Source organism: Ruegeria sp. L11 (assembly GCF_056531755.1).
Genome location: NZ_JBQFMI010000002.1, coordinates 356,663 through 375,286 on the forward strand (window position 1 = coordinate 356,663; position 18,624 = coordinate 375,286).

The following is an 18,624-nucleotide window of genomic DNA, read 5'->3' on the forward strand; positions in this document are numbered from 1 at the left end:
CGAAATGACCGCAGGAAACGAAGACTACGCACGATATTACTATCTCTGGCATCTGGTCGCGATCAAAGCCTTGACCGTCAAGGCGCCCCCGCCCGCTGACGGAGAGACTTGCCCGGAAATCGACAGCGCGATCTGGGATTTCACAGGCCCTGCTCTGGCCGAGGCGAAGATCGCCCTGATCGACATGGGCGTGGCCCCGCATCACCCAAACCTGAAAGCGCCGGACACCGGACCGGTTCCGGCGGACAGGGTCATTCGGGACGAAGCCCTTGATCTGGCCAGCCACCCGTTCGGTGTCAAATACATCGACCGGTCGGCCGTTGGGGCAGGGGCAGAACATATCGAAGAACATGTGCAACATCTGTCGGGCATTCAGAACCCCTTGGGCATTCCGGGCCTGACGTCGCAGGAACAGCGGGTGATTGCCGGATTGAGATCGGGGTTCGGTGTCAAGCGTTACATCGATGCTTATGACGATCGCTATGCCGGGCACGGCACCAGCTGTGCCGGGCTGGCCTGCGGAACCAGCTTTGCGGCGGATCAATTCGGCAATACCGGCAATATCGCGGCGTATTACGGGGTTGATCCCAAAAGCAGGGTTATTCCGATCACGACGTCGATCTCACCCAGCCCGGAAGAGTTGATTGCGGCGTTTCTTTATGCCCTCCACAAAGGCGCGCATGTCATCCTGTTTCCGCGCGATGCCGCGAACCCTGCTCATTGGCCGGGATATAGATTTCGCCCTGCCACTGGCACCGAGCCGTTCTATCCGGGTCTGGACTCGCACGAAAAGACGCGCCTGCACGAGACGAGGCGCGACGAACCCGACGGCGACGCGCGCGACATCTCGGTGGCATGGTCGGCGCTGGACAAGATCATCAAATGGGTCAGCACGAGAATTCCGGTGGTCTGCGCGGCTGGCAATGACGGTCGAAGTGAACTGATTTACCCTGCCAGCCTGTCCGGTGATCCAACCAACGGGATCATCTCGGTGGGGGCCGTCAACTATAATGGCACCCGGTCCGGGTATTCAAACCACTCTGCTGATCTGACCGTGTCCGCCCCCTCGGATGACGGTGAGATCTACAACCGCTATCAAATTCGTCTGGACCGTGATGCAGCCTCGGCCACTGACTTCCATCTGGAAAACCCGAAACATCACCTGAAACGCGACGGCAGTGGTGACGCGATCCCGATTGTCGAATTCGCGCCTCAACGGTTGGTGACCTTGGATGTGCCGGGCCCGCGGGGCTATGTCGAAGGCAGCCTTGCCGCGGCGGTCAAAACCCGAAAAAAGGCGGTGGACGATCCTGCCGGGCTGTATACTGAATTCGGCGGCACTTCGGGGGCTTCGGCCCTTGTTGCCGGGGCAATAGCGATGATGCAGCGAAAGTCGCCCAATGTTCTCAACGGGGTGCAGATCAAAGCCATCTTCAAGAACCTCGAAACATCTGCAACGCGTTTCAATAACGCCCACTGGTATTGGTCCTCTGCCGCAGGAACCCTGCAAGCTGATGCGATCAACGGGTACACGCCACCCCCCAGGGCCGAACTGTTCGGTCTGGCGGGGTTGCTCGATGTGCCGCTGCTGCTAAGCAAGGTCTGATGCCCACCTCCTCCCGTCCGGTGGCCGTCGTAAAACGGCTGACCGGCGATCCGGGCGTGCGGCGCGGGTCTTGGGCGGGAAATCCCGATTTGCTCCTGAACAGGCTGGCCTGATCGCCAAATTGCATGTAGACTCTCAGCCAGATCCCGAAAACGGGGCGTTAACGAGGCAGAGAGTGGCGGTATCTCATGACTGAGATGGTGTATGGCGCGGTCCAGGACCAGCGCGGAGAACCGATTCTACCGAAGTGGTGGCGTACTATCGATCGCTGGACGATGTCCTGCGTTCTGATCCTGTTTACCATCGGGCTGTTGCTGGGGCTGGCCTCTTCGCCGCCACTGGCCGGTCGCAACGGGTTCGACCCCTTCCATTATGTCGAGCGTCAGGCCTTCTTTGGCGGATTGGCGCTGATCGCGATGCTGCTGACCTCGATGATGTCTCCAACCTTGGTGCGGCGTCTGGCCGTTCTGGGTTTTCTGGGGGCCTTCGTCGCTCTGGTCTTCCTGCCGGTGTTTGGAACGGATTTCGGCAAAGGCGCGGTGCGCTGGTATTCACTGGGCTTTGCCTCGCTGCAACCATCCGAGTTTCTGAAACCCGGCTTTGTCGTCGTGGCTGCATGGCTGCTGGCCGCCTCGCAGGAAATCAACGGTCCTCCGGGGCGGTTGTGGTCCTTTGCGCTCTGCATGGCCATCGTGGCCATGTTGGTGATGCAACCCGATTTCGGTCAGGCCTGCCTGATCCTGTTCGGCTGGGGCGTCATGTATTTCGTGGCCGGGGCCCCGATGCTGCTGTTGCTGGGCATGGCCGGTGTTGTCGTTCTGGGCGGGATGTTGGCCTATTCGAATTCCGAACACTTTGCCCGCCGCATCGACGGCTTTCTAAATCAAGAGGTCGATCCGACCACCCAGCTTGGCTATGCCACCAACGCCATCCGCGAAGGTGGCTTGTTCGGCGTCGGCGTAGGGGAGGGGCAGGTGAAATGGTCGCTGCCCGATGCCCATACCGATTTCATCATCGCCGTCGCGGCCGAGGAATACGGCCTGATCCTTGTCATGATCATCATTGCGCTGTATGCGCTGATCGTCGTGCGCTCGCTGCTGCGGCTGATGCGCGAACGCGACATGTTCATTCGTCTGGCCGGTACCGGTCTGGCCTGCATGTTTGGCGTTCAGGCGATGATCAACATGGGTGTTGCGGTACGTCTGTTGCCCGCCAAAGGCATGACTTTGCCGTTCGTCAGCTATGGCGGCTCGTCGCTGATTGCAGGCGGTATTGCCGTCGGCATGCTGCTGGCCTTCACCCGAAACCGCCCACAGGGCGAACTAGGCGATATTCTGCGCGGACGAGGATAATGGGGAACCCTTACCTGTTGATTGCGGCTGGCGGCACCGGGGGCCATATGTTCCCCGCTCAGGCGCTGGCCGAGGCGATGCTGCACAAGGGCTGGCGCGTGCGCCTGTCCACCGACCCGCGCGGTGCGCGCTATACCGGCGGCTTTCCCCATTCGACTGAAATTGTCGAGGCGTCCTCGGCCACCTTCGCCCGTGGCGGTCTGGCGGCCAAGGCGATGGTTGGCCCGATTATCGCTGGTGGTGTCACCAGCATGGTCTTCCAGATGATGCGCGACAAACCCGATGTTGTCGTAGGCTTTGGCGGTTATCCCTCGATCCCGGCGCTGGGCGCAGCGACCCTGCTGAAAGTTCCGCGGATGATCCATGAACAGAACGGGGTACTGGGCCGCGTGAATCAGCTGTTTGCAACCCGCGTTGCACAGGTGGCCTGCGGCGTCTGGCCGACGGATCTGCCTGAAGGCGCGCATGGCATCCACACTGGCAACCCGGTACGTGCCGCGGTTCTGGACCGCGCCGCCGCCGGGTATGTCCCGCCGGGTGACTATCCGATGTCGGTTCTGGTGATGGGCGGCTCGCAGGGTGCGCGCATCCTCAGCGATATGGTGCCGGGTGCGATTGCCGCGCTGCCCCAAGACCTTCGCGCGCATATCCGTGTCTCGCATCAGGCGCGGGATGAAGATGGCGAACGGGTCAGCGCATTCTACCAAGATCATGGTATCCGCGCCGACGTTCAGCCCTTCTTCGATGACATTCCCCGCCGCATGTCGGATGCGCAGCTTGTGATCTCGCGCTCGGGCGCGTCCAGCGTGGCCGATATCTCGGTCATCGGTCGCCCTTCGATCCTGATCCCGTTTGCTGCCGCCGCCGGGGATCATCAGACCGCCAACGCGCGCGGGCTGGTGCAGGCCGGCGGGGCCATCATGATCCCGGAAAATGCGCTTGACGTTCCCACGCTGACACAGCAAATCACCACGGTTCTTACGAACCCCGAAGCCGCACAGAAAATGGCCCATGGTGCCCTGTCGGTCGGGGCGCCCGATGCCACCCAGCGTCTGGTCGCTCTGGTCGAGCAGCTGGCGCAGAAGGAGACCACATGAACCCAGCAACCAAACTGCCGCAGGACGTAGGGCCGATCCACTTCGTGGGCATCGGTGGGATTGGCATGTCGGGCATCGCCGAGGTGCTGCTGAACCTGGGGTATCAGGTGCAGGGCTCGGACCTGAAAGCCTCGAAGATCACTGACCGTCTGGCCAGTTTGGGGGCCGAGATTTTCGTCGGCCAGAGCGCCGAAAACCTTGAAAACGCCGCCGTCGTGGTTGTCTCGACCGCGATCAAACCGGGCAACCCGGAACTGGACCAAGCCCGCGCCCAAGGTCTGCCCGTTGTCCGCCGCGCCGACATGCTGGCCGAACTCATGCGTCTGCGCTCAAACATTGCCATTGCCGGAACACACGGCAAGACCACCACGACGACCATGATGGCCGAACTGATGGTGGCAGGCGATTTCGATCCGACCGTGATCAATGGCGGCATCATCCACGCCTATGGATCGAACGCGCGGATGGGGCAGGGCGAATGGATGGTGGTCGAAGCCGACGAGAGCGATGGCTCGTTCAACCGCCTGCCCGCAACCATTGCCATTGTCACCAATATCGACCCCGAGCATATGGAACATTGGGGTGATTTCGACAGGCTGCGGGACGGCTTTTACGAATTCGTCTCGAACCTGCCATTCTACGGTCTGGCCGTCTGCTGCACCGATCATGCCGAGGTTCAGGCCCTTGTCGGCCGCATCACCGACCGCCGTGTGCGAACCTATGGGTTCAACGCGCAGGCGGATGTGCGGGCTGTGAACCTGACCTACAAAGGCGGCGTGGCGCATTTCGACATCCATCTGCAATACGAAGACAAGATGATCGAAGGCTGCACCCTGCCGATGCCCGGCGATCACAACGTCTCAAACGCGCTGTCCGCCGCTGCCGTCGCCCGTCATCTGGGCATGAAAGCTGCGGAAATCCGCGACGCGCTGGCCAATTTCGGCGGCGTCAACCGTCGCTTTACAAAGGTCGGAGAAATCGATGGCGTCACCATCATCGACGATTACGGCCACCACCCCGTCGAAATCGCAGCCGTTCTCAAGGCCGCCCGTCAGGCGACCGAAGGTCGCGTGATCGCCGTGCATCAGCCGCACCGCTATTCGCGCCTGTCCAACCTGTTTGACGATTTCTGCACCTGTTTCAACGACGCCGATGTCGTGGCCATTGCTGAGGTTTTTGCCGCTGGTGAAGACCCGATCGAAGGCGCGTCACGCGACGATCTGGTGCAGGGCCTGATCCGTCACGGCCACCGCCACGCCCGCGCGCTGCTGGATGAAGACGACCTTGAACGCCTCGTCCGCGAACAGGCCCGTTCCGGCGATATGGTCGTCTGCCTCGGCGCCGGTACGATCAGCGCCTGGGCCAATGGCCTGCCCGAGAGATTGCAAAGAAAACAAGCTGTTTGACGCGTCATTTGTTTGTCGCACAACTTAAAAGTGTGATATTCTGACCGCAACAGTCGCGTGTCCTCGGAGGGGCGAATGGACTATTCGATGATCTTTGCAGCGCTTTGGGTGATCTGCGCCACCATCGTGGCAATGCTGCCGATGCGGCTGCAATTCCCACCGGGGTTTGTCCTGTTGGTCTGCGCACCAGTGCTGGTCGTATGGCTTGGATATGTCCACGGCTGGTTCTGGTCGGTCGCGGCATTTGCCGGGTTCGTGTCGATGTTCCGCAACCCCATCCGGTATTACTGGCGCAAATTGACAGGGCGCGAGGTCGCAGAATGACGTGGTCTATCGCTCTGGCAGCCCTGTGGGGCATTGCCGCCAACGTTCTTGCGCTGATCCCCAGCACCGACAACCACTGGACGCGCGCCTATATCCTGATCATCGTGGGCATTCCCATCGTCGGCTATGTCACCTATGAAAATGGCCCCTGGATCGGGCTGCTGGTGCTGGCAATGGGCATGTCCGTGCTGCGCTGGCCGGTGATTTATCTGACCCGTTGGACAAAGGTGAAAATGCAGGGCATGAAGGCGGCCAAAGAATAACCGGCCAACTTCAGGAGGTCTGTCATGGCGACAATCGCCACATTTGCCTATCTGCCGCTTGTTTCCTTCGTTCTGGGTGCCGCTGCCGGGTTTACAGCGGGCCGCTGGCTTGGCCTGCGCAGTCTATTGTGGCTGATCGGGCTGACATCCGCGGTTGGTCTGGGGCTGATCGTCGTGCTGGCTGGTGTCGGAACGGGTGAAGAAGACAAGGCGTTCGGCCCGCTGGTCTGGTTGACTGCCGGTGTTCTTCCCTTCCTTTTCGCCGCAATCATGGGCGGGGTCGGTGGGCGCAGCCTGGCGGTGCGCGCGACTACATGACTCTGCTTCCCCCTGTTCTTCCCGATGTCCGGGGCCGCCTGTCCAAAGCGCGCAACCTGTCTGACCTCACATGGCTCCGCGTTGGTGGGCCGGCGGATTACCTGTTTCAACCTGCCGATATCGAAGACTTGCAGGCCTTCCTGCGCGATCTGCCGGATGGTGTGCCGGTCTTCCCGATGGGGGTCGGCTCGAACCTCATCGTGCGCGATGGTGGCTTGCGGGCCGTGGTGATCCGGCTGGGGCGCGGGTTCAACGCCATCTCGGTTGAGGGCAATACGGTCATCGCGGGCGCTGCCGCACTGGACGCGCATGTTGCGCGCAAGGCCGCGGATGCGGGTGTGGACCTGACCTTTCTGCGCACCATCCCCGGCTCGATCGGGGGCGCGGTGCGGATGAATGCGGGCTGTTACGGCAGCTACACGGCGGACGTGCTGCGCAAGGCCACCATTGTCACCCGGCAGGGCGACCTGCGGGACCTGACGACCGAGGATCTGAACTTTCGCTATCGCCAGTCCGACCTGCCCGAAGGCGCCGTTCTGATTTCGGCCACGTTCGAAGGCCCGTCCGGCGATCCCTATGACCTTCATGCCCGAATGGAAGCGCAACTGAAAAAGCGTGACGAAACCCAGCCCACCAAGGACCGCAGCGCCGGATCGACCTTCCGCAACCCGGCCGGTTTTTCCTCGACCGGGCAGGCTGATGACGTGCATGACCTCAAGGCGTGGAAAGTGATCGACGATGCCGGAATGCGCGGCGCGACACGCGGCGGGGCACAGATGAGCCCGAAACACTCGAACTTCCTGATCAATACCGGCACCGCCACCGCTGACGACCTCGAAGGTCTGGGCGAAGAGGTGCGAAAAAAGGTTTACGAAACAAGCGGCATCACGCTAGAGTGGGAAATCATGCGGGTCGGTGATCCGCTAAAAGAATAAAGCCCCGACCGTCAGACCAAAACAGGCAAATTCAGGCGACGGATCAAAGGCATAAACGCAGTACGGACCACCACATAAGGTCCGGGGACATTGAGGCGCACATTGGGTATGTCGAGCAGGACAAACCCCAAAGTGGCGGTATTGATGGGCGGCCCCTCGGCGGAACGCGAGGTGTCTCTCAGCTCTGGGCGCGAATGCGCGGCCGCCCTTGTGGGAGAAGGTATTGAAGTGGTCGAACTGGACGCAGGTCCCGACCTCTATGCGCGCCTGTTGGATATTCAGCCGGATGTGGTTTTCAACGCCCTGCATGGCCGCTGGGGCGAGGATGGCTGCGTGCAGGGGATGCTGGAATGGATGCGTATCCCCTATACCCATTCGGGTGTTCTGGCCTCGGCCCTTGCGATGGACAAGCAACGCAGCAAGGACGTCTATCAGGCCGAAGGTCTGCCCGTTGTCCCCAGTGTGATCGTCCCGCGTGCCGAGGTGACTCGCGCCCACGTGATGGAACCGCCCTATGTAGCCAAACCCAATAACGAAGGGTCCAGCGTCGGTATCTACATTGTCCACGAAAACGCCAATGGCCCGCCGCAGCTGTCCGAAGACATGCCCGACCAGATCATGGTCGAGAAATACGTGGCCGGACGCGAGCTGACCGTGACCGTGATGGGCGACCGCGCCCTGACCGTGACCGAGATCATGACCGATGGCGGCTGGTACGACTATGACGCCAAGTACAAACCCGGCGGATCATGGCACGTGGTCCCTGCCGATATCCCACAGGACATCTTTGATCGCTGCATGGATTATGCCCTGCGCGCGCATGATGCTTTGGGCTGCAGGGGCGTTAGCCGCACCGATTTTCGCTGGGATGACAGCGCGGGTGCTGATGGTTTGTTTCTGTTGGAAACCAACACCCAGCCGGGCATGACACCCACTTCGCTGGCCCCGGAACAAGCCGCGCATCTGGGCATGACATTTGGCCAGCTCTGCGCCTGGATGGTTGAGGACGCCTCATGCAACCGTTAATCGCCAGCCGCTCTCTGGAAATCCATCGCACCAAACCCCTTGCCGGGCCGGATGCCGATTTTGCCTCGGCCGATACGGAGCCGCATGACACCCAGCCCATTCTGCGTCTGCGCGGGGCGCGGGTGTTTTCCCGCACCGCACGCCGCAGTGATCCGGCCCCGTCGCGCCTCAGCTATCGTCTTCAGCGCTGGATGCTGACACCGGGTATCCGTCTGGGCGTCAAGCTTGGCCTGCCGATCTGCGCCATTGCCGCAGCAGTTGGCGTCTATTTTGCCTCTCAGGACCGGCGCGAAGCGCTTGGTACCTATATCGCCGATATTCGCACCTCGATTCAGGAACGCCCCGAGTTCATGGTTAACCTGATGGCCATCGACGGGGCAGGCACCAGCCTGTCCGATGATATTCGCGAGGTCGTGCCTCTGGATTTCCCGATCAGTTCATGGGATCTGGACGTCGAACAGATGCGCGACACGATCACAGGGCTTGATCCGGTGAAATCGGCAACCGTCCGCATCCGTCCGGGCGGCATCCTTCAGGTCAACGTGGTCGAGCGTCAGCCCGTGATTGTCTGGCGGACGCATGACGGGCTCGAACTGCTCGACGAGACCGGCGCGCATGTCAAGGAAACCACCTCTCGCAAGGACCATGCCGACCTGCCTTTGATCGCGGGCGCGGGCGCGGATGCCCATGTGGCGCAGGCGCTCGAGATTTTTCAGACCGCCCGCAGCCTGGGCAATCGTGTGCGCGGGCTGGTGCGCGTGGGTGAACGGCGCTGGGATCTGGTCCTGGACCGTGGCCAGCGCATCATGCTGCCGACCGAGCGCCCGGTGCGCGCGCTGGAGCGCGTGCTTGCGGTGAACGAGGTGCAGGACCTTCTGGAACGCGACGTGGCCGTGGTCGACATGCGCCTTGGCCAGCGTCCCACCATCCGAATGACCAAAGCCGCCAGCGAAGACTGGTGGAATACAAAAGTGACACTGAGTAACGGGCAGTAACGAGCATGATGACCGATCTTTATCAGTCCCAACGCGCCATGCGCCAAATGCGGCGCCAGGCATTGCAACGCGGTGTGATCGCGATTCTGGATGTGGGCAGTTCCAAGATTGCCTGCCTCGTTCTGCGTTTTGACGGATCGGGCCGGCTGAGTGAAGATAACACCATCGGCTCAATGGCGGGGCAGACGGGGTTTCGGGTGATCGGGGCCGCAACGACACGTTCGCGCGGCGTACAGTTTGGCGAAGTCACCGCCATGCAGGAAACCGAACGCGCCATCCGCACCGCGCTTCAGGCCGCACAGAAGATGGCCGATATCCGTGTCGATCACGTCATCGCCTGTTTCTCGGGGGCCAACCCGCGCTCTTACGGGCTGGACGCACAGGTTGATCTGGATGGCCAGCTGGTGACCGAGGCCGAAGTGGGTCGTGTTCTGAACGCATGCGACGTGCCGGATTACGGCGACGGGCGCGAGGTGCTGCACGCACAGCCGGTCAACTTTGCGCTCGACAACCGCTCGGGCCTGATCGACCCGCGCGGGCAGATGGGCCAAAGCCTTGCGGTCGATATGCACATGCTGACCGTCGATGCGATGGCGATCCAGAACATCGTGCGCTGTATCAAACGCTGCGATCTGGAACTCGCCGGGATTGCGAACTCGGCCTATGTCTCGGGAATTTCCGCGCTGGTCGAAGATGAGCAGGAACTCGGCGCGGCCTGTATCGACATGGGCGGCGGTACCACCAGCGTTTCGATCTTCATGAAGAAACACATGATCTATGCCGATTGCGTGCGTATGGGCGGCGATCACGTGACCGCCGATATCTCGATGGGGTTGGGTGTGCCCGCAGCAGTTGCGGAGCGGATCAAGACATTCAATGGCGGCGTTCATGCGACCGGCGCTGATGACCGCGACATGATCGATATCGGCGGCGATACCGGTGACTGGGAACACGACCGCCGCACAGTCAGTCGGGCCGAACTGATCGGCATTATGCGTCCGCGCGTCGAGGAAATTCTAGAAGAGGTCCGCGTGCGTCTGGATGCGGCCGGGTTTGAACACATGCCAAGCCAGCAGATCGTTCTGACCGGTGGCGGCAGTCAGATCATGGGGCTGGACGGTCTGGCGACCCGCATCCTTGGTCAACGCGTGCGTCTGGGCCGCCCGCTGCGGGTGCATGGCCTGCCGCAATCGGCGACAGGTCCGGCGTTCTCGTCCTCCGTGGGGCTCAGCCTGTTTGCGGCGCACCCGCAGGACGAATGGTGGGATTTCGAAATCCCGGTCGACACCTACGCCGCGCGCCCGTTCAAGCGGGCCGTTCGGTGGTTCCGTGACAACTGGTAGCCCCCTGTGCCGGGCCGCTTTGTGTGCGGCCCTGTTGCCGGGATGGGTTTCGGCCCAGACCATCATCACGCCTGAGGCATTTCTGGATGCCGCCGTCGGCAAAACGCTCACCTTCCATGAGATTCGCAGCAACGATCTGGTCGGGACCGAGCAGTTTCTGAACCGTCACATCTCGGTCTGGCGGCAAGAGGGGCAGGGGTGTGTCTATGGGCAGATCACCACGCCAAACGGTCAGATCTGCTTTCTCTATGACAACGATCCGGATGGTATTCCCGTCTGCTGGTGGCCCTTCCTGCACGAAGGCCGTCTGATGGTGCGTCTGGCCTCGTTTGCAGATGGCGAAATCCAGGAGGTGCGCAGCATCACCGAAACCAGCCTCAACTGTCCAAGTGCACCGCTCAGTTGAAAAATCCGGTTGCAGCGCGTCGATTTATCCCTCAAGATATCCACAAGGCCCGGCAGAGGCCTCGCGGCAGGACCTGAGCAGTTTTCCGCAGTGTAAATGATGGTCGACGAAAGCGTGACGAACGGCTGAGTCCTCGCGCCGGGGTCGTCTGGCTTGTGATGGTCGCCGCTGTTTCCGCTATATCTGGCAGTACCTGCGAAATGCCGCCGGTTTCTGCCTTATTTCCTCCATATTTTGTGGTGAATCGCGATTTTTGACGTGACCTTTTCGCATCAGCCCGCTAGAATCGAGCAAGGATAGGTAAGAAAAACACCGCTTTGGCGGAACATAAATACAGGCGGACAGAGCATGACATTGAATCTTTCGATGCCCGGGCAAGACGAACTGAAGCCTCGGATTACAGTATTTGGCGTTGGCGGTGCGGGCGGTAACGCTGTCAACAACATGATTGAAAAACAGCTGGACGGCGTCGATTTTGTCGTCGCCAACACCGACGCGCAGGCGCTGCAGCAAAGCCAGTCCTCGGCGCGGGTGCAACTGGGTGTGAAGGTCACCGAAGGTCTGGGGGCGGGGGCCCGTCCGGCCGTGGGTGCCGCAGCTGCCGAAGAAAGCATCGAACAGATCGTCGATCATCTGGCAGGCGCGCATATGTGCTTTATCACCGCAGGCATGGGCGGCGGCACCGGCACCGGCGCTGCTCCGATCATCGCGCAGGCCGCGCGTGAGCTGGGTGTGCTGACCGTGGGTGTCGTGACCAAGCCCTTCCAGTTTGAAGGTGCCAAGCGGATGCGTCAGGCCGAAGACGGCGTTGAGGCGCTGCAAAGGGTCGTCGACACGCTGATCATCATTCCGAACCAGAACCTGTTCCGCCTCGCCAATGAAAAGACCACCTTTACCGAGGCGTTCTCAATGGCCGACGATGTCCTGTATCAGGGTGTCAAAGGCGTAACCGACCTGATGGTGCGTCCGGGCCTGATCAACCTCGACTTTGCGGATGTGCGCGCCGTAATGGACGAGATGGGCAAAGCCATGATGGGCACCGGTGAGGCAACCGGCGAAGACCGTGCCATCCAGGCGGCGGAAAAAGCCATTGCAAACCCGCTGCTGGACGAAATCAGCCTCAAGGGCGCCAAAGGCGTTCTGATCAACATCACCGGTTCGCACGACCTGACCCTGTTCGAGCTGGACGAAGCCGCCAACCGCATCCGCGAGGAAGTGGACCCCGAGGCGAACATCATCGTCGGCTCGACGCTGGATACTGCCATGGAAGGCGGTATGCGCGTGTCGGTTGTTGCAACCGGCATCGACGCCACCGAAAAAACGGCTGACATTCCGGTCGCGCGCCGCTCGATGTCCGAGCCGCTGACCCGCACCGTTTCGGCCGAAGAATACGGTCGCGAAGAAGCGCCCGCAGCCGCCGAAATGGCAGAGCCCGCGCCGCAGATGGAAGAAAACCGCGAACCTTCTCTGTTTGAAGCCGCGGAAGAGCCCGCCCAGCCGCAGTTCCAGCCGTTCGACGAGCGGGATGAGGACGATCTGCCGCCCCCGGCCTATCAGCCGCGCGTCGCCGAATTCGAGCCGCAGCCCGAGCACGTCGAACCGACACCCGAGGCTTTTGTTGCCCCGCGCGCGCCTGTCGCAGGCACCCCGTCGCCCGAAGCGCTCCAGCGTTTGCAGGCAGCGGTTCAGAAGGTTCCCACGGCAGCTCAGCGCGCCGCAGCACCCCGCCCACAAGCGGCGGTTTCGCATCACGAACCCGAAGAACGCTCGCGGTTTGGCTTCAATCGGCTGATCGACCGGATGACCGGGCACGCCTCTGACACACCGGCTCAACCGCCGCGTCAGCAGCCCGTTCTGCGCCAGTCCGAGGCCACGGCACCGATTCACGATGAGGCCGACCCGGATCAGGATCGTATCGAAATTCCGGCCTTCCTGCGCCGTCAGGCCAACTGATCGCGGTAACAAAATCCACTCATGGGGTCGCCATTTGGCGGCCCTAATTCTTTTTAAAACAGTGGCTTACGAATAGGTAAGCAGGGTTTTGCCGATCTGTTACATACATGTTTCATTCGGTTACAAAGAGTGAGTTGAGCCTTGACGCAGGCTTCCTTAACTCAGTGTTCAACACAGCCCGAGAAGGCTGGACACCACTCGCTGAGGCCCATTTTGCAACATACGCTCAAATCTCCGGTCACGTTTAAAGGCGTCGGGCTGCACAGCGGCAAGCCTGCGACGATGATCCTGAAACCGGCTGCAGCTGGTCATGGCATCTGGTTCAAACGGACGGATATCCATCTGGGCGATGCGATGATCCCGGCGATCTATCACGTGGTCGAACGGACCCCGCTTTGCACCCGTCTGGTGAATGACGCCGGGGTGTCGGTATCCACCATCGAACATATCATGGCTGCTCTGGCCGGGTGCGGCGTTCACAACGCACTGATTGAAATCGACGGCCCCGAAGTTCCGATCATGGACGGGTCTTCGATCGATTTCGTACGCGGTATCATGGCCCGAGGCGTGCGTCGTCAGGCCAGCCCGGTGCTGGCCTATGAGGTGCTGAAGACCGTCACCGCATCGCGTGAAGGGGCCAGCGCAAGCATCGCGCCCGCGGATGGGCTGATCATCGACTTTCACATCGATTTCGAAGACAGCGCAATCGGCAGCCAGACCAAGACGCTGGATATGCGCAACGGGTCGTTCGCGAGCGAACTCAGCGATTGCCGCACCTTCTGCCGCCGCATTGATGTCGAAGCCATGCGCGAAAACGGGCTGGCCCTTGGCGGTACCCTGGATAACGCCGTGGTCGTGCAGGGCAACGAGGTGCTGACACCCGGCGGGTTCCGCCGCGCCGACGAAGCTGTGCGCCACAAGATGCTGGATGCTCTGGGTGATCTCTATCTGGCAGGCGGGCCGATTCTGGGCCATTTCACGGGCGACAAGTCGGGTCATTCGCTGACCAACACATTGCTGCGCAATCTGTTTGAAACACCCGGCGCGGTGCGTCCGGTTCTGTGCACGCCGGAACAGGCCGCACGCCTGCCGGGGCAGGGCCTGATCGTAAACGAAATTCCCGAAGTCGCCTGATCAGATCAACTCTGACGACATTTGCGCCAGATGTTGCATAAGGCGTTTTGCACCGGAATTTTCTGTGCTAGACCATGGCTCAATTCGGGGCGAACCCCCTTAAGTAAGACGACAAGGATGGGCGGTATGGTTGGCAGCAAAGCGGCAGTCAGATTCGCAGGCGCGGTTCTTCTGGCAGCAGTTTTGACGGCATGTGGAAACGCAGGCGGCCTTTTTGGCAACAAGGGCGCGGACCGGGATCAGAATCTGGAAGGGTTCACACCGGAACAGATCTACACCCGTGGCGAATACGAACTGTCGCAGAATCGCTCGGATGACGCGGCCTGGTATTTCTCCGAGGTCGAGCGTCTGTATCCCTATTCCGACTGGGCCAAGCGTGCGCTGATCATGCAGGCGTTCTCTTTCCATTCCGACAAGAACTACGAAGAAAGCCGGGCCGCGGCCCAGCGGTATATCGACTTCTATCCAACGGACGAAGACGCGGCCTATGCCCAGTATCTGCTGGCGCTCAGCTATTATGACCAGATTGACGAGGTCGGGCGCGATCAGGGGCTGACTTTTCAGGCGCTGCAATCGCTGCGCACCGTGATCGAGGTTTATCCCGACAGCGAATATGCCACCTCGGCAGTGCTCAAATTCGATCTGGCCTTTGACCATCTGGCCGGCAAAGAGATGGAGATCGGGCGATACTACCTGCGTCAGGATCACTTTGTCGCCGCCATCAACCGCTTCCGCGTCGTGGTCGAGGATTTCCAGACCACATCCCACACCGCCGAAGCGCTTTATCGTCTGGTCGAGGCTTATCTGTCCCTCGGCCTGCTGGATGAGGCGCAAACCGCAGGTGCCATCCTTGGCTACAACTACCAATCCTCGGAATGGTATGACGATGCCTACAAGCTGCTGACCTCACGCGGGCTCCAGCTCAAGAGCCGTGGCAACAACTGGCTCAGCACGATCTATCGTCAGACCATCAAGGGTGAGTGGTTGTAATCGCCATGGCATTAGGCTTGGGACGCTGAAGACCCGATGCTGCGCGCCCTTGATATCCGCGACATGCTGATCATCGACCGGCTGGAACTCAGTTTTCAGCCGGGCCTGAATGCGTTGACCGGCGAAACCGGCGCGGGCAAATCGATCCTTCTGGATTCTCTGGGGTTTGTTCTGGGCTGGCGCGGGCGGGCCGAACTGGTGCGGCAGGGTGCGGCGCAGGGCGAGGTTGTGGCCGAGTTCGAACTTTCCCCCGATCATCCCGCACATGCGATACTGGCCGAAGCGGGCTTGCCGGGCGGGGATGAGCTGATCCTGCGCCGGATCAACACCGCCGAGGGGCGCAAGACCGCCTGGGTCAATGACCGCCGCTGCTCGGGCGATGTGCTGCGGGCGCTGTCGGAAACCCTGATCGAACTGCATGGCCAGCATGATGACCGCGGGTTGCTGAACCCGCGTGGCCACCGGGCCATGCTGGACGATTTCGCCGGGGTTTCGGACGGGCTGACATCCGTTCGTGCGGCCTGGACCGACATGTCACGCGCCCGCAAGGCACTGGCCGAGACCGAGGCCGCTCTGGCTGCCGTCCGAAGTGAGGAAGATTTCCTGCGCCACGCGGTTGCCGAGCTGGATCAGCTTGATCCTCAGCCCGGTGAGGATGCCGAACTTGATGCCCGCCGCCGCATGATGCAGGGGGCCGAGCGTATCCGCGATGATGTCGCCCGCGCCTATGCCATGCTGACCGGGGACGGTGCCGAAGGGGCGATGTCCGACGCTATCCGCTGGCTGGAAGGTGTGTCCGGCAACGCAGGTGGTCAGCTGGACGAACCGATTGCCGCGCTGGGGCGCGCGATGATTGAGCTAGGCGAGGCGCAGGATGGCGTGAACGCCTGCCTTCAGGCGCTGGACTTCAACCCCTCGGAACTGGAACAGGCCGAGGAACGCCTGTTTGCCATCCGCGCACTGGCCCGCAAACATGACGTGGCCCCGGATGATCTGGGCGCGTTTGCCGACACTCTGCGCACCCGCCTCAACCAGTTGGAAGCAGGCGATGCCGACCTGGCAGACAGGCGTGCCGCCGTGGACGCCGCGCAGAAGGCTTATGATAATGCCGCCGCCGACCTCAGCGCGGCCCGCGCGACGGCTGCCGGGCAGCTGGATGCCGCCGTCATGGCGGAACTGGCCCCGCTCAAGATGGAACGCGCGGTGTTTCGGACCGAACTCAGCCCAGCCGAACCCGGCCCCGAAGGAACCGACGCGGTGGCCTTTACCGTGGCCACCAACCCCGGTGCACCTGCCGGGCCTCTGAACAAGATCGCGTCAGGGGGTGAACTCAGTCGCTTCCTGCTGGCACTCAAAGTGTGCCTGTCGGGCGATGACAGCGCCCGCACGATGATCTTTGACGAGATTGACCGCGGCGTCGGCGGGGCCACTGCCGACGCGGTCGGGCGCAGGCTCGCGTCATTGGCGCAGGGCGGGCAGGTGCTGGTTGTCACCCATTCCCCGCAGGTCGCCGCCCGTGCGGCGCATCACTGGCGGGTGCAGAAACAGGTCACGGACGGGCAAACCCTGTCCACCGTCATCCCTCTGGCCCAACCCGACCGGGTGGACGAGATTGCGCGCATGGTGGCGGGCGACACCATCACGGACGAGGCCCGCGCCGCCGCCCGGGCCCTGCTGCAGGCCTGATGCGCCCGTGGCACGAATTGGCCTCACACTGTCGCTATCTCACTTTTATTAGGGTGCTCCGTGGCTTACTAAGGGTTACGTGATGATCCCCGAGGGACAATGACCCAGTCGACCCGCACCGTTCTGCGCAACCAGCTCAATCAGGCTCTGGCCGCGATCAGGGATGCGTGGCGGGTGATGCTGCGCAGGGGACCAAGCCAGATACAGTTCTGGTTCATCGCGCTGGTCATCGGTATCGCTGCCGGTTTCATGGCGCTTGGATTCCGCAAGGCCATCCGCGCGTTGCAGGCCTATCTCTACGACACCGACGACGTTCTGCTGCTGCACAGCCATGCCGAGAAACTGCCGTGGTTCATGATCCTGATCATCCCGATCATCGGTGGGCTGGTCGTGGGCCTGATCCTGAACCGGTTCACCAATGACGGGCGCGTCAGGTCTGTCGCTGATGTGATCGAAGGATCCGCCATCACCGACGGGCGGGTCGAGGTCAAGGCCGGCATCGCCTCGTTCTTTGCCTCGCTGATCACGCTCAGTTCCGGGGGGTCAACGGGCCGTGAAGGCCCCGTGGTGCATATGGCCGGGGTGATTTCCACCTGGGTCAGCAACCGCATCCATGCCGACGGGATCACGGGCCGCGACCTGCTGGGCTGTGCTGTCGCCGCCGCCGTATCAGCCAGCTTCAACGCCCCCATCGCCGGGGCCCTGTTCGCGCTCGAAGTCGTGCTGCGCCACTTCGCCGTGCATGCCTTTGCCCCGATCGTCATCGCCTCGGTCGCCGGAACGGTAATCAACCGCCTCGAATATGGCGACGTTACCGAGTTCACGCTGGAAACGCCCGGATCGCTGCAATTCTATGTCGAACTTCCCGCCTTCCTGATCCTCGGCCTGATCTGCGGCTTTGTCGCCCTGCTGCTGATGCGATCGATCTTCTTTGCTGAAGATATCGGCAGCCATATCCAGAACCGCCTGTCCATTCCGGGCTGGCTGCGCCCGGCCGTGTCCGGCGCGATGCTGGGGCTGATGGCAATCTGGTTCCCGCATATCATTGGTGTCGGCTACCAGACCACGATCCGCGCCCTGACCGGTGATCTGGTGCTGACTACCGCGATCCTGTTTGCGGTGACCAAGACAGTGGCTGTGGCGATCACCATGGGCGGGCGCATGGGGGGCGGGGTGTTTTCACCGTCCCTGATGATCGGCGCGCTGACCGGGCTGGCGTTCGGACTGATCGCCACTGGGCTGCTGCCGGAAGTGTCCGGCACGCATACGCTTTATGCCTTTGCCGGAATGGGCGCGGTGGCTGCTGCCGTTCTGGGCGCGCCCATCTCGACCACTCTGATCGTCTTTGAACTGACCGGAGACTGGCAGATCGGCCTTGCCGTGATGGTGACTGTATCCATATCCACCGCATTGGCGTCGCGCCTTGTGGACCGGTCGTTCTTTCTGACCCAGCTGGAACGCCGCGATGTCCACCTGGCCGCCGGGCCGCAGGCTTATCTGCTGGCGATGCTGCGCGCCGGGGCGGTGATGCGCCCTATCGGGGATGACCGCTCAATCACTGCGGACGAGGCGCACGCCCTGATCGAACAGGGCCTGTGCGTTCAGGCCAGCGCCACGCTTGAGGCCGCGATGCCCTATTTCGACCGTGACGACATACCCTGCATTCCGGTTATCGTTCTGGAACAGGACGGGTCCGAGACACCCGTCGGCGCGCTCTACCATGTCGACGCGCTCAAGGCTTACAACCGGGCCCTCGCAGCCACCGCAGCCGAGGAACATTCATAAGGCTT

The 18,624-nt window shown here is 61.8% G+C and carries 17 protein-coding genes; all 17 read left to right on the forward strand.

From position 1 onward, the window contains the following. Positions 1–4 precede the first annotated feature (4 nt). Positions 5–1,606: a S8 family serine peptidase gene (locus ACR0CE_RS06700; RefSeq protein ID WP_480831550.1), complete on the forward strand. Its 1,602-nt coding sequence runs from the start codon at positions 5–7 to the stop codon at positions 1,604–1,606. Positions 1,607–1,794: 188 nt separating this feature from the next. Next, positions 1,795–2,958, forward strand: a complete 1,164-nt coding sequence (gene ftsW / locus ACR0CE_RS06705; protein WP_480475947.1) for a putative lipid II flippase FtsW — start codon at positions 1,795–1,797, stop codon at positions 2,956–2,958. Next, positions 2,958–4,055, forward strand: a complete 1,098-nt coding sequence (locus ACR0CE_RS06710; protein WP_480831551.1) for a UDP-N-acetylglucosamine--N-acetylmuramyl-(pentapeptide) pyrophosphoryl-undecaprenol N-acetylglucosamine transferase — start codon at positions 2,958–2,960, stop codon at positions 4,053–4,055. The genes ftsW and ACR0CE_RS06710 overlap by 1 nt, the downstream gene beginning before the upstream one ends. Then, on the forward strand, positions 4,052–5,461 hold the full coding sequence (gene murC, locus ACR0CE_RS06715; RefSeq protein ID WP_480831553.1) for a UDP-N-acetylmuramate--L-alanine ligase: 1,410 nt from the start codon (positions 4,052–4,054) through the stop codon (positions 5,459–5,461). The genes ACR0CE_RS06710 and murC overlap by 4 nt, the downstream gene beginning before the upstream one ends. Before the next feature lie 75 nt (positions 5,462–5,536). Further along, positions 5,537–5,785, forward strand: coding sequence for a DUF2484 family protein (locus tag ACR0CE_RS06720; RefSeq protein WP_480537424.1), 249 nt, complete (start codon positions 5,537–5,539; stop codon positions 5,783–5,785). Continuing rightward, positions 5,782–6,048 (forward strand): DUF2484 family protein, encoded by a 267-nt coding sequence (locus ACR0CE_RS06725; protein ID WP_209504520.1) that lies wholly within the window; start codon positions 5,782–5,784, stop codon positions 6,046–6,048. The genes ACR0CE_RS06720 and ACR0CE_RS06725 overlap by 4 nt, the downstream gene beginning before the upstream one ends. A gap of 24 nt (positions 6,049–6,072) precedes the next feature. Then, positions 6,073–6,366: a hypothetical protein gene (locus ACR0CE_RS06730; RefSeq protein WP_209504519.1), complete on the forward strand. Its 294-nt coding sequence runs from the start codon at positions 6,073–6,075 to the stop codon at positions 6,364–6,366. Next, on the forward strand, positions 6,363–7,301 hold the full coding sequence (gene murB, locus ACR0CE_RS06735) for a UDP-N-acetylmuramate dehydrogenase (protein WP_480831556.1): 939 nt from the start codon (positions 6,363–6,365) through the stop codon (positions 7,299–7,301). The genes ACR0CE_RS06730 and murB overlap by 4 nt, the downstream gene beginning before the upstream one ends. A gap of 108 nt (positions 7,302–7,409) precedes the next feature. After that, positions 7,410–8,327, forward strand: coding sequence for a D-alanine--D-alanine ligase (locus ACR0CE_RS06740; protein WP_245222549.1), 918 nt, complete (start codon positions 7,410–7,412; stop codon positions 8,325–8,327). Then, the gene (locus ACR0CE_RS06745; RefSeq protein WP_480831558.1) at positions 8,315–9,322 is read left to right on the forward strand and encodes a cell division protein FtsQ/DivIB; all 1,008 of its coding nucleotides are present in this window, start codon (positions 8,315–8,317) and stop codon (positions 9,320–9,322) included. The genes ACR0CE_RS06740 and ACR0CE_RS06745 overlap by 13 nt, the downstream gene beginning before the upstream one ends. Before the next feature lie 8 nt (positions 9,323–9,330). Then, positions 9,331–10,665, forward strand: a complete 1,335-nt coding sequence (gene ftsA / locus ACR0CE_RS06750; protein ID WP_480475961.1) for a cell division protein FtsA — start codon at positions 9,331–9,333, stop codon at positions 10,663–10,665. Next, a complete protein-coding gene (locus ACR0CE_RS06755) occupies positions 10,652–11,071 on the forward strand; it encodes a hypothetical protein (RefSeq protein ID WP_480481847.1) in 420 nt (139 codons plus the stop codon). Before ftsA ends, ACR0CE_RS06755 begins: the two co-directional genes overlap by 14 nt. A gap of 348 nt (positions 11,072–11,419) precedes the next feature. Further along, positions 11,420–13,024 carry a cell division protein FtsZ gene (gene ftsZ / locus ACR0CE_RS06760; RefSeq protein WP_480831560.1) on the forward strand — a complete coding sequence of 535 codons (1,605 nt, stop codon included), beginning with the start codon at positions 11,420–11,422 and terminating at the stop codon, positions 13,022–13,024. 213 nt (positions 13,025–13,237) lie between these two features. After that, on the forward strand, positions 13,238–14,158 hold the full coding sequence (gene lpxC, locus ACR0CE_RS06765) for a UDP-3-O-acyl-N-acetylglucosamine deacetylase (RefSeq protein ID WP_480831562.1): 921 nt from the start codon (positions 13,238–13,240) through the stop codon (positions 14,156–14,158). 126 nt (positions 14,159–14,284) lie between these two features. Continuing rightward, complete coding sequence (locus ACR0CE_RS06770; protein WP_267363885.1) at positions 14,285–15,148, forward strand: outer membrane protein assembly factor BamD; 864 nt, start codon at positions 14,285–14,287, stop codon at positions 15,146–15,148. A gap of 36 nt (positions 15,149–15,184) precedes the next feature. Beyond that, entirely contained in the window at positions 15,185–16,834 is a 1,650-nt protein-coding gene (gene recN, locus ACR0CE_RS06775) for a DNA repair protein RecN (RefSeq protein ID WP_480831564.1), read from the forward strand. A gap of 99 nt (positions 16,835–16,933) precedes the next feature. Continuing rightward, positions 16,934–18,619, forward strand: coding sequence for a chloride channel protein (locus ACR0CE_RS06780; RefSeq protein ID WP_480831566.1), 1,686 nt, complete (start codon positions 16,934–16,936; stop codon positions 18,617–18,619). Positions 18,620–18,624 lie beyond the last annotated feature (5 nt).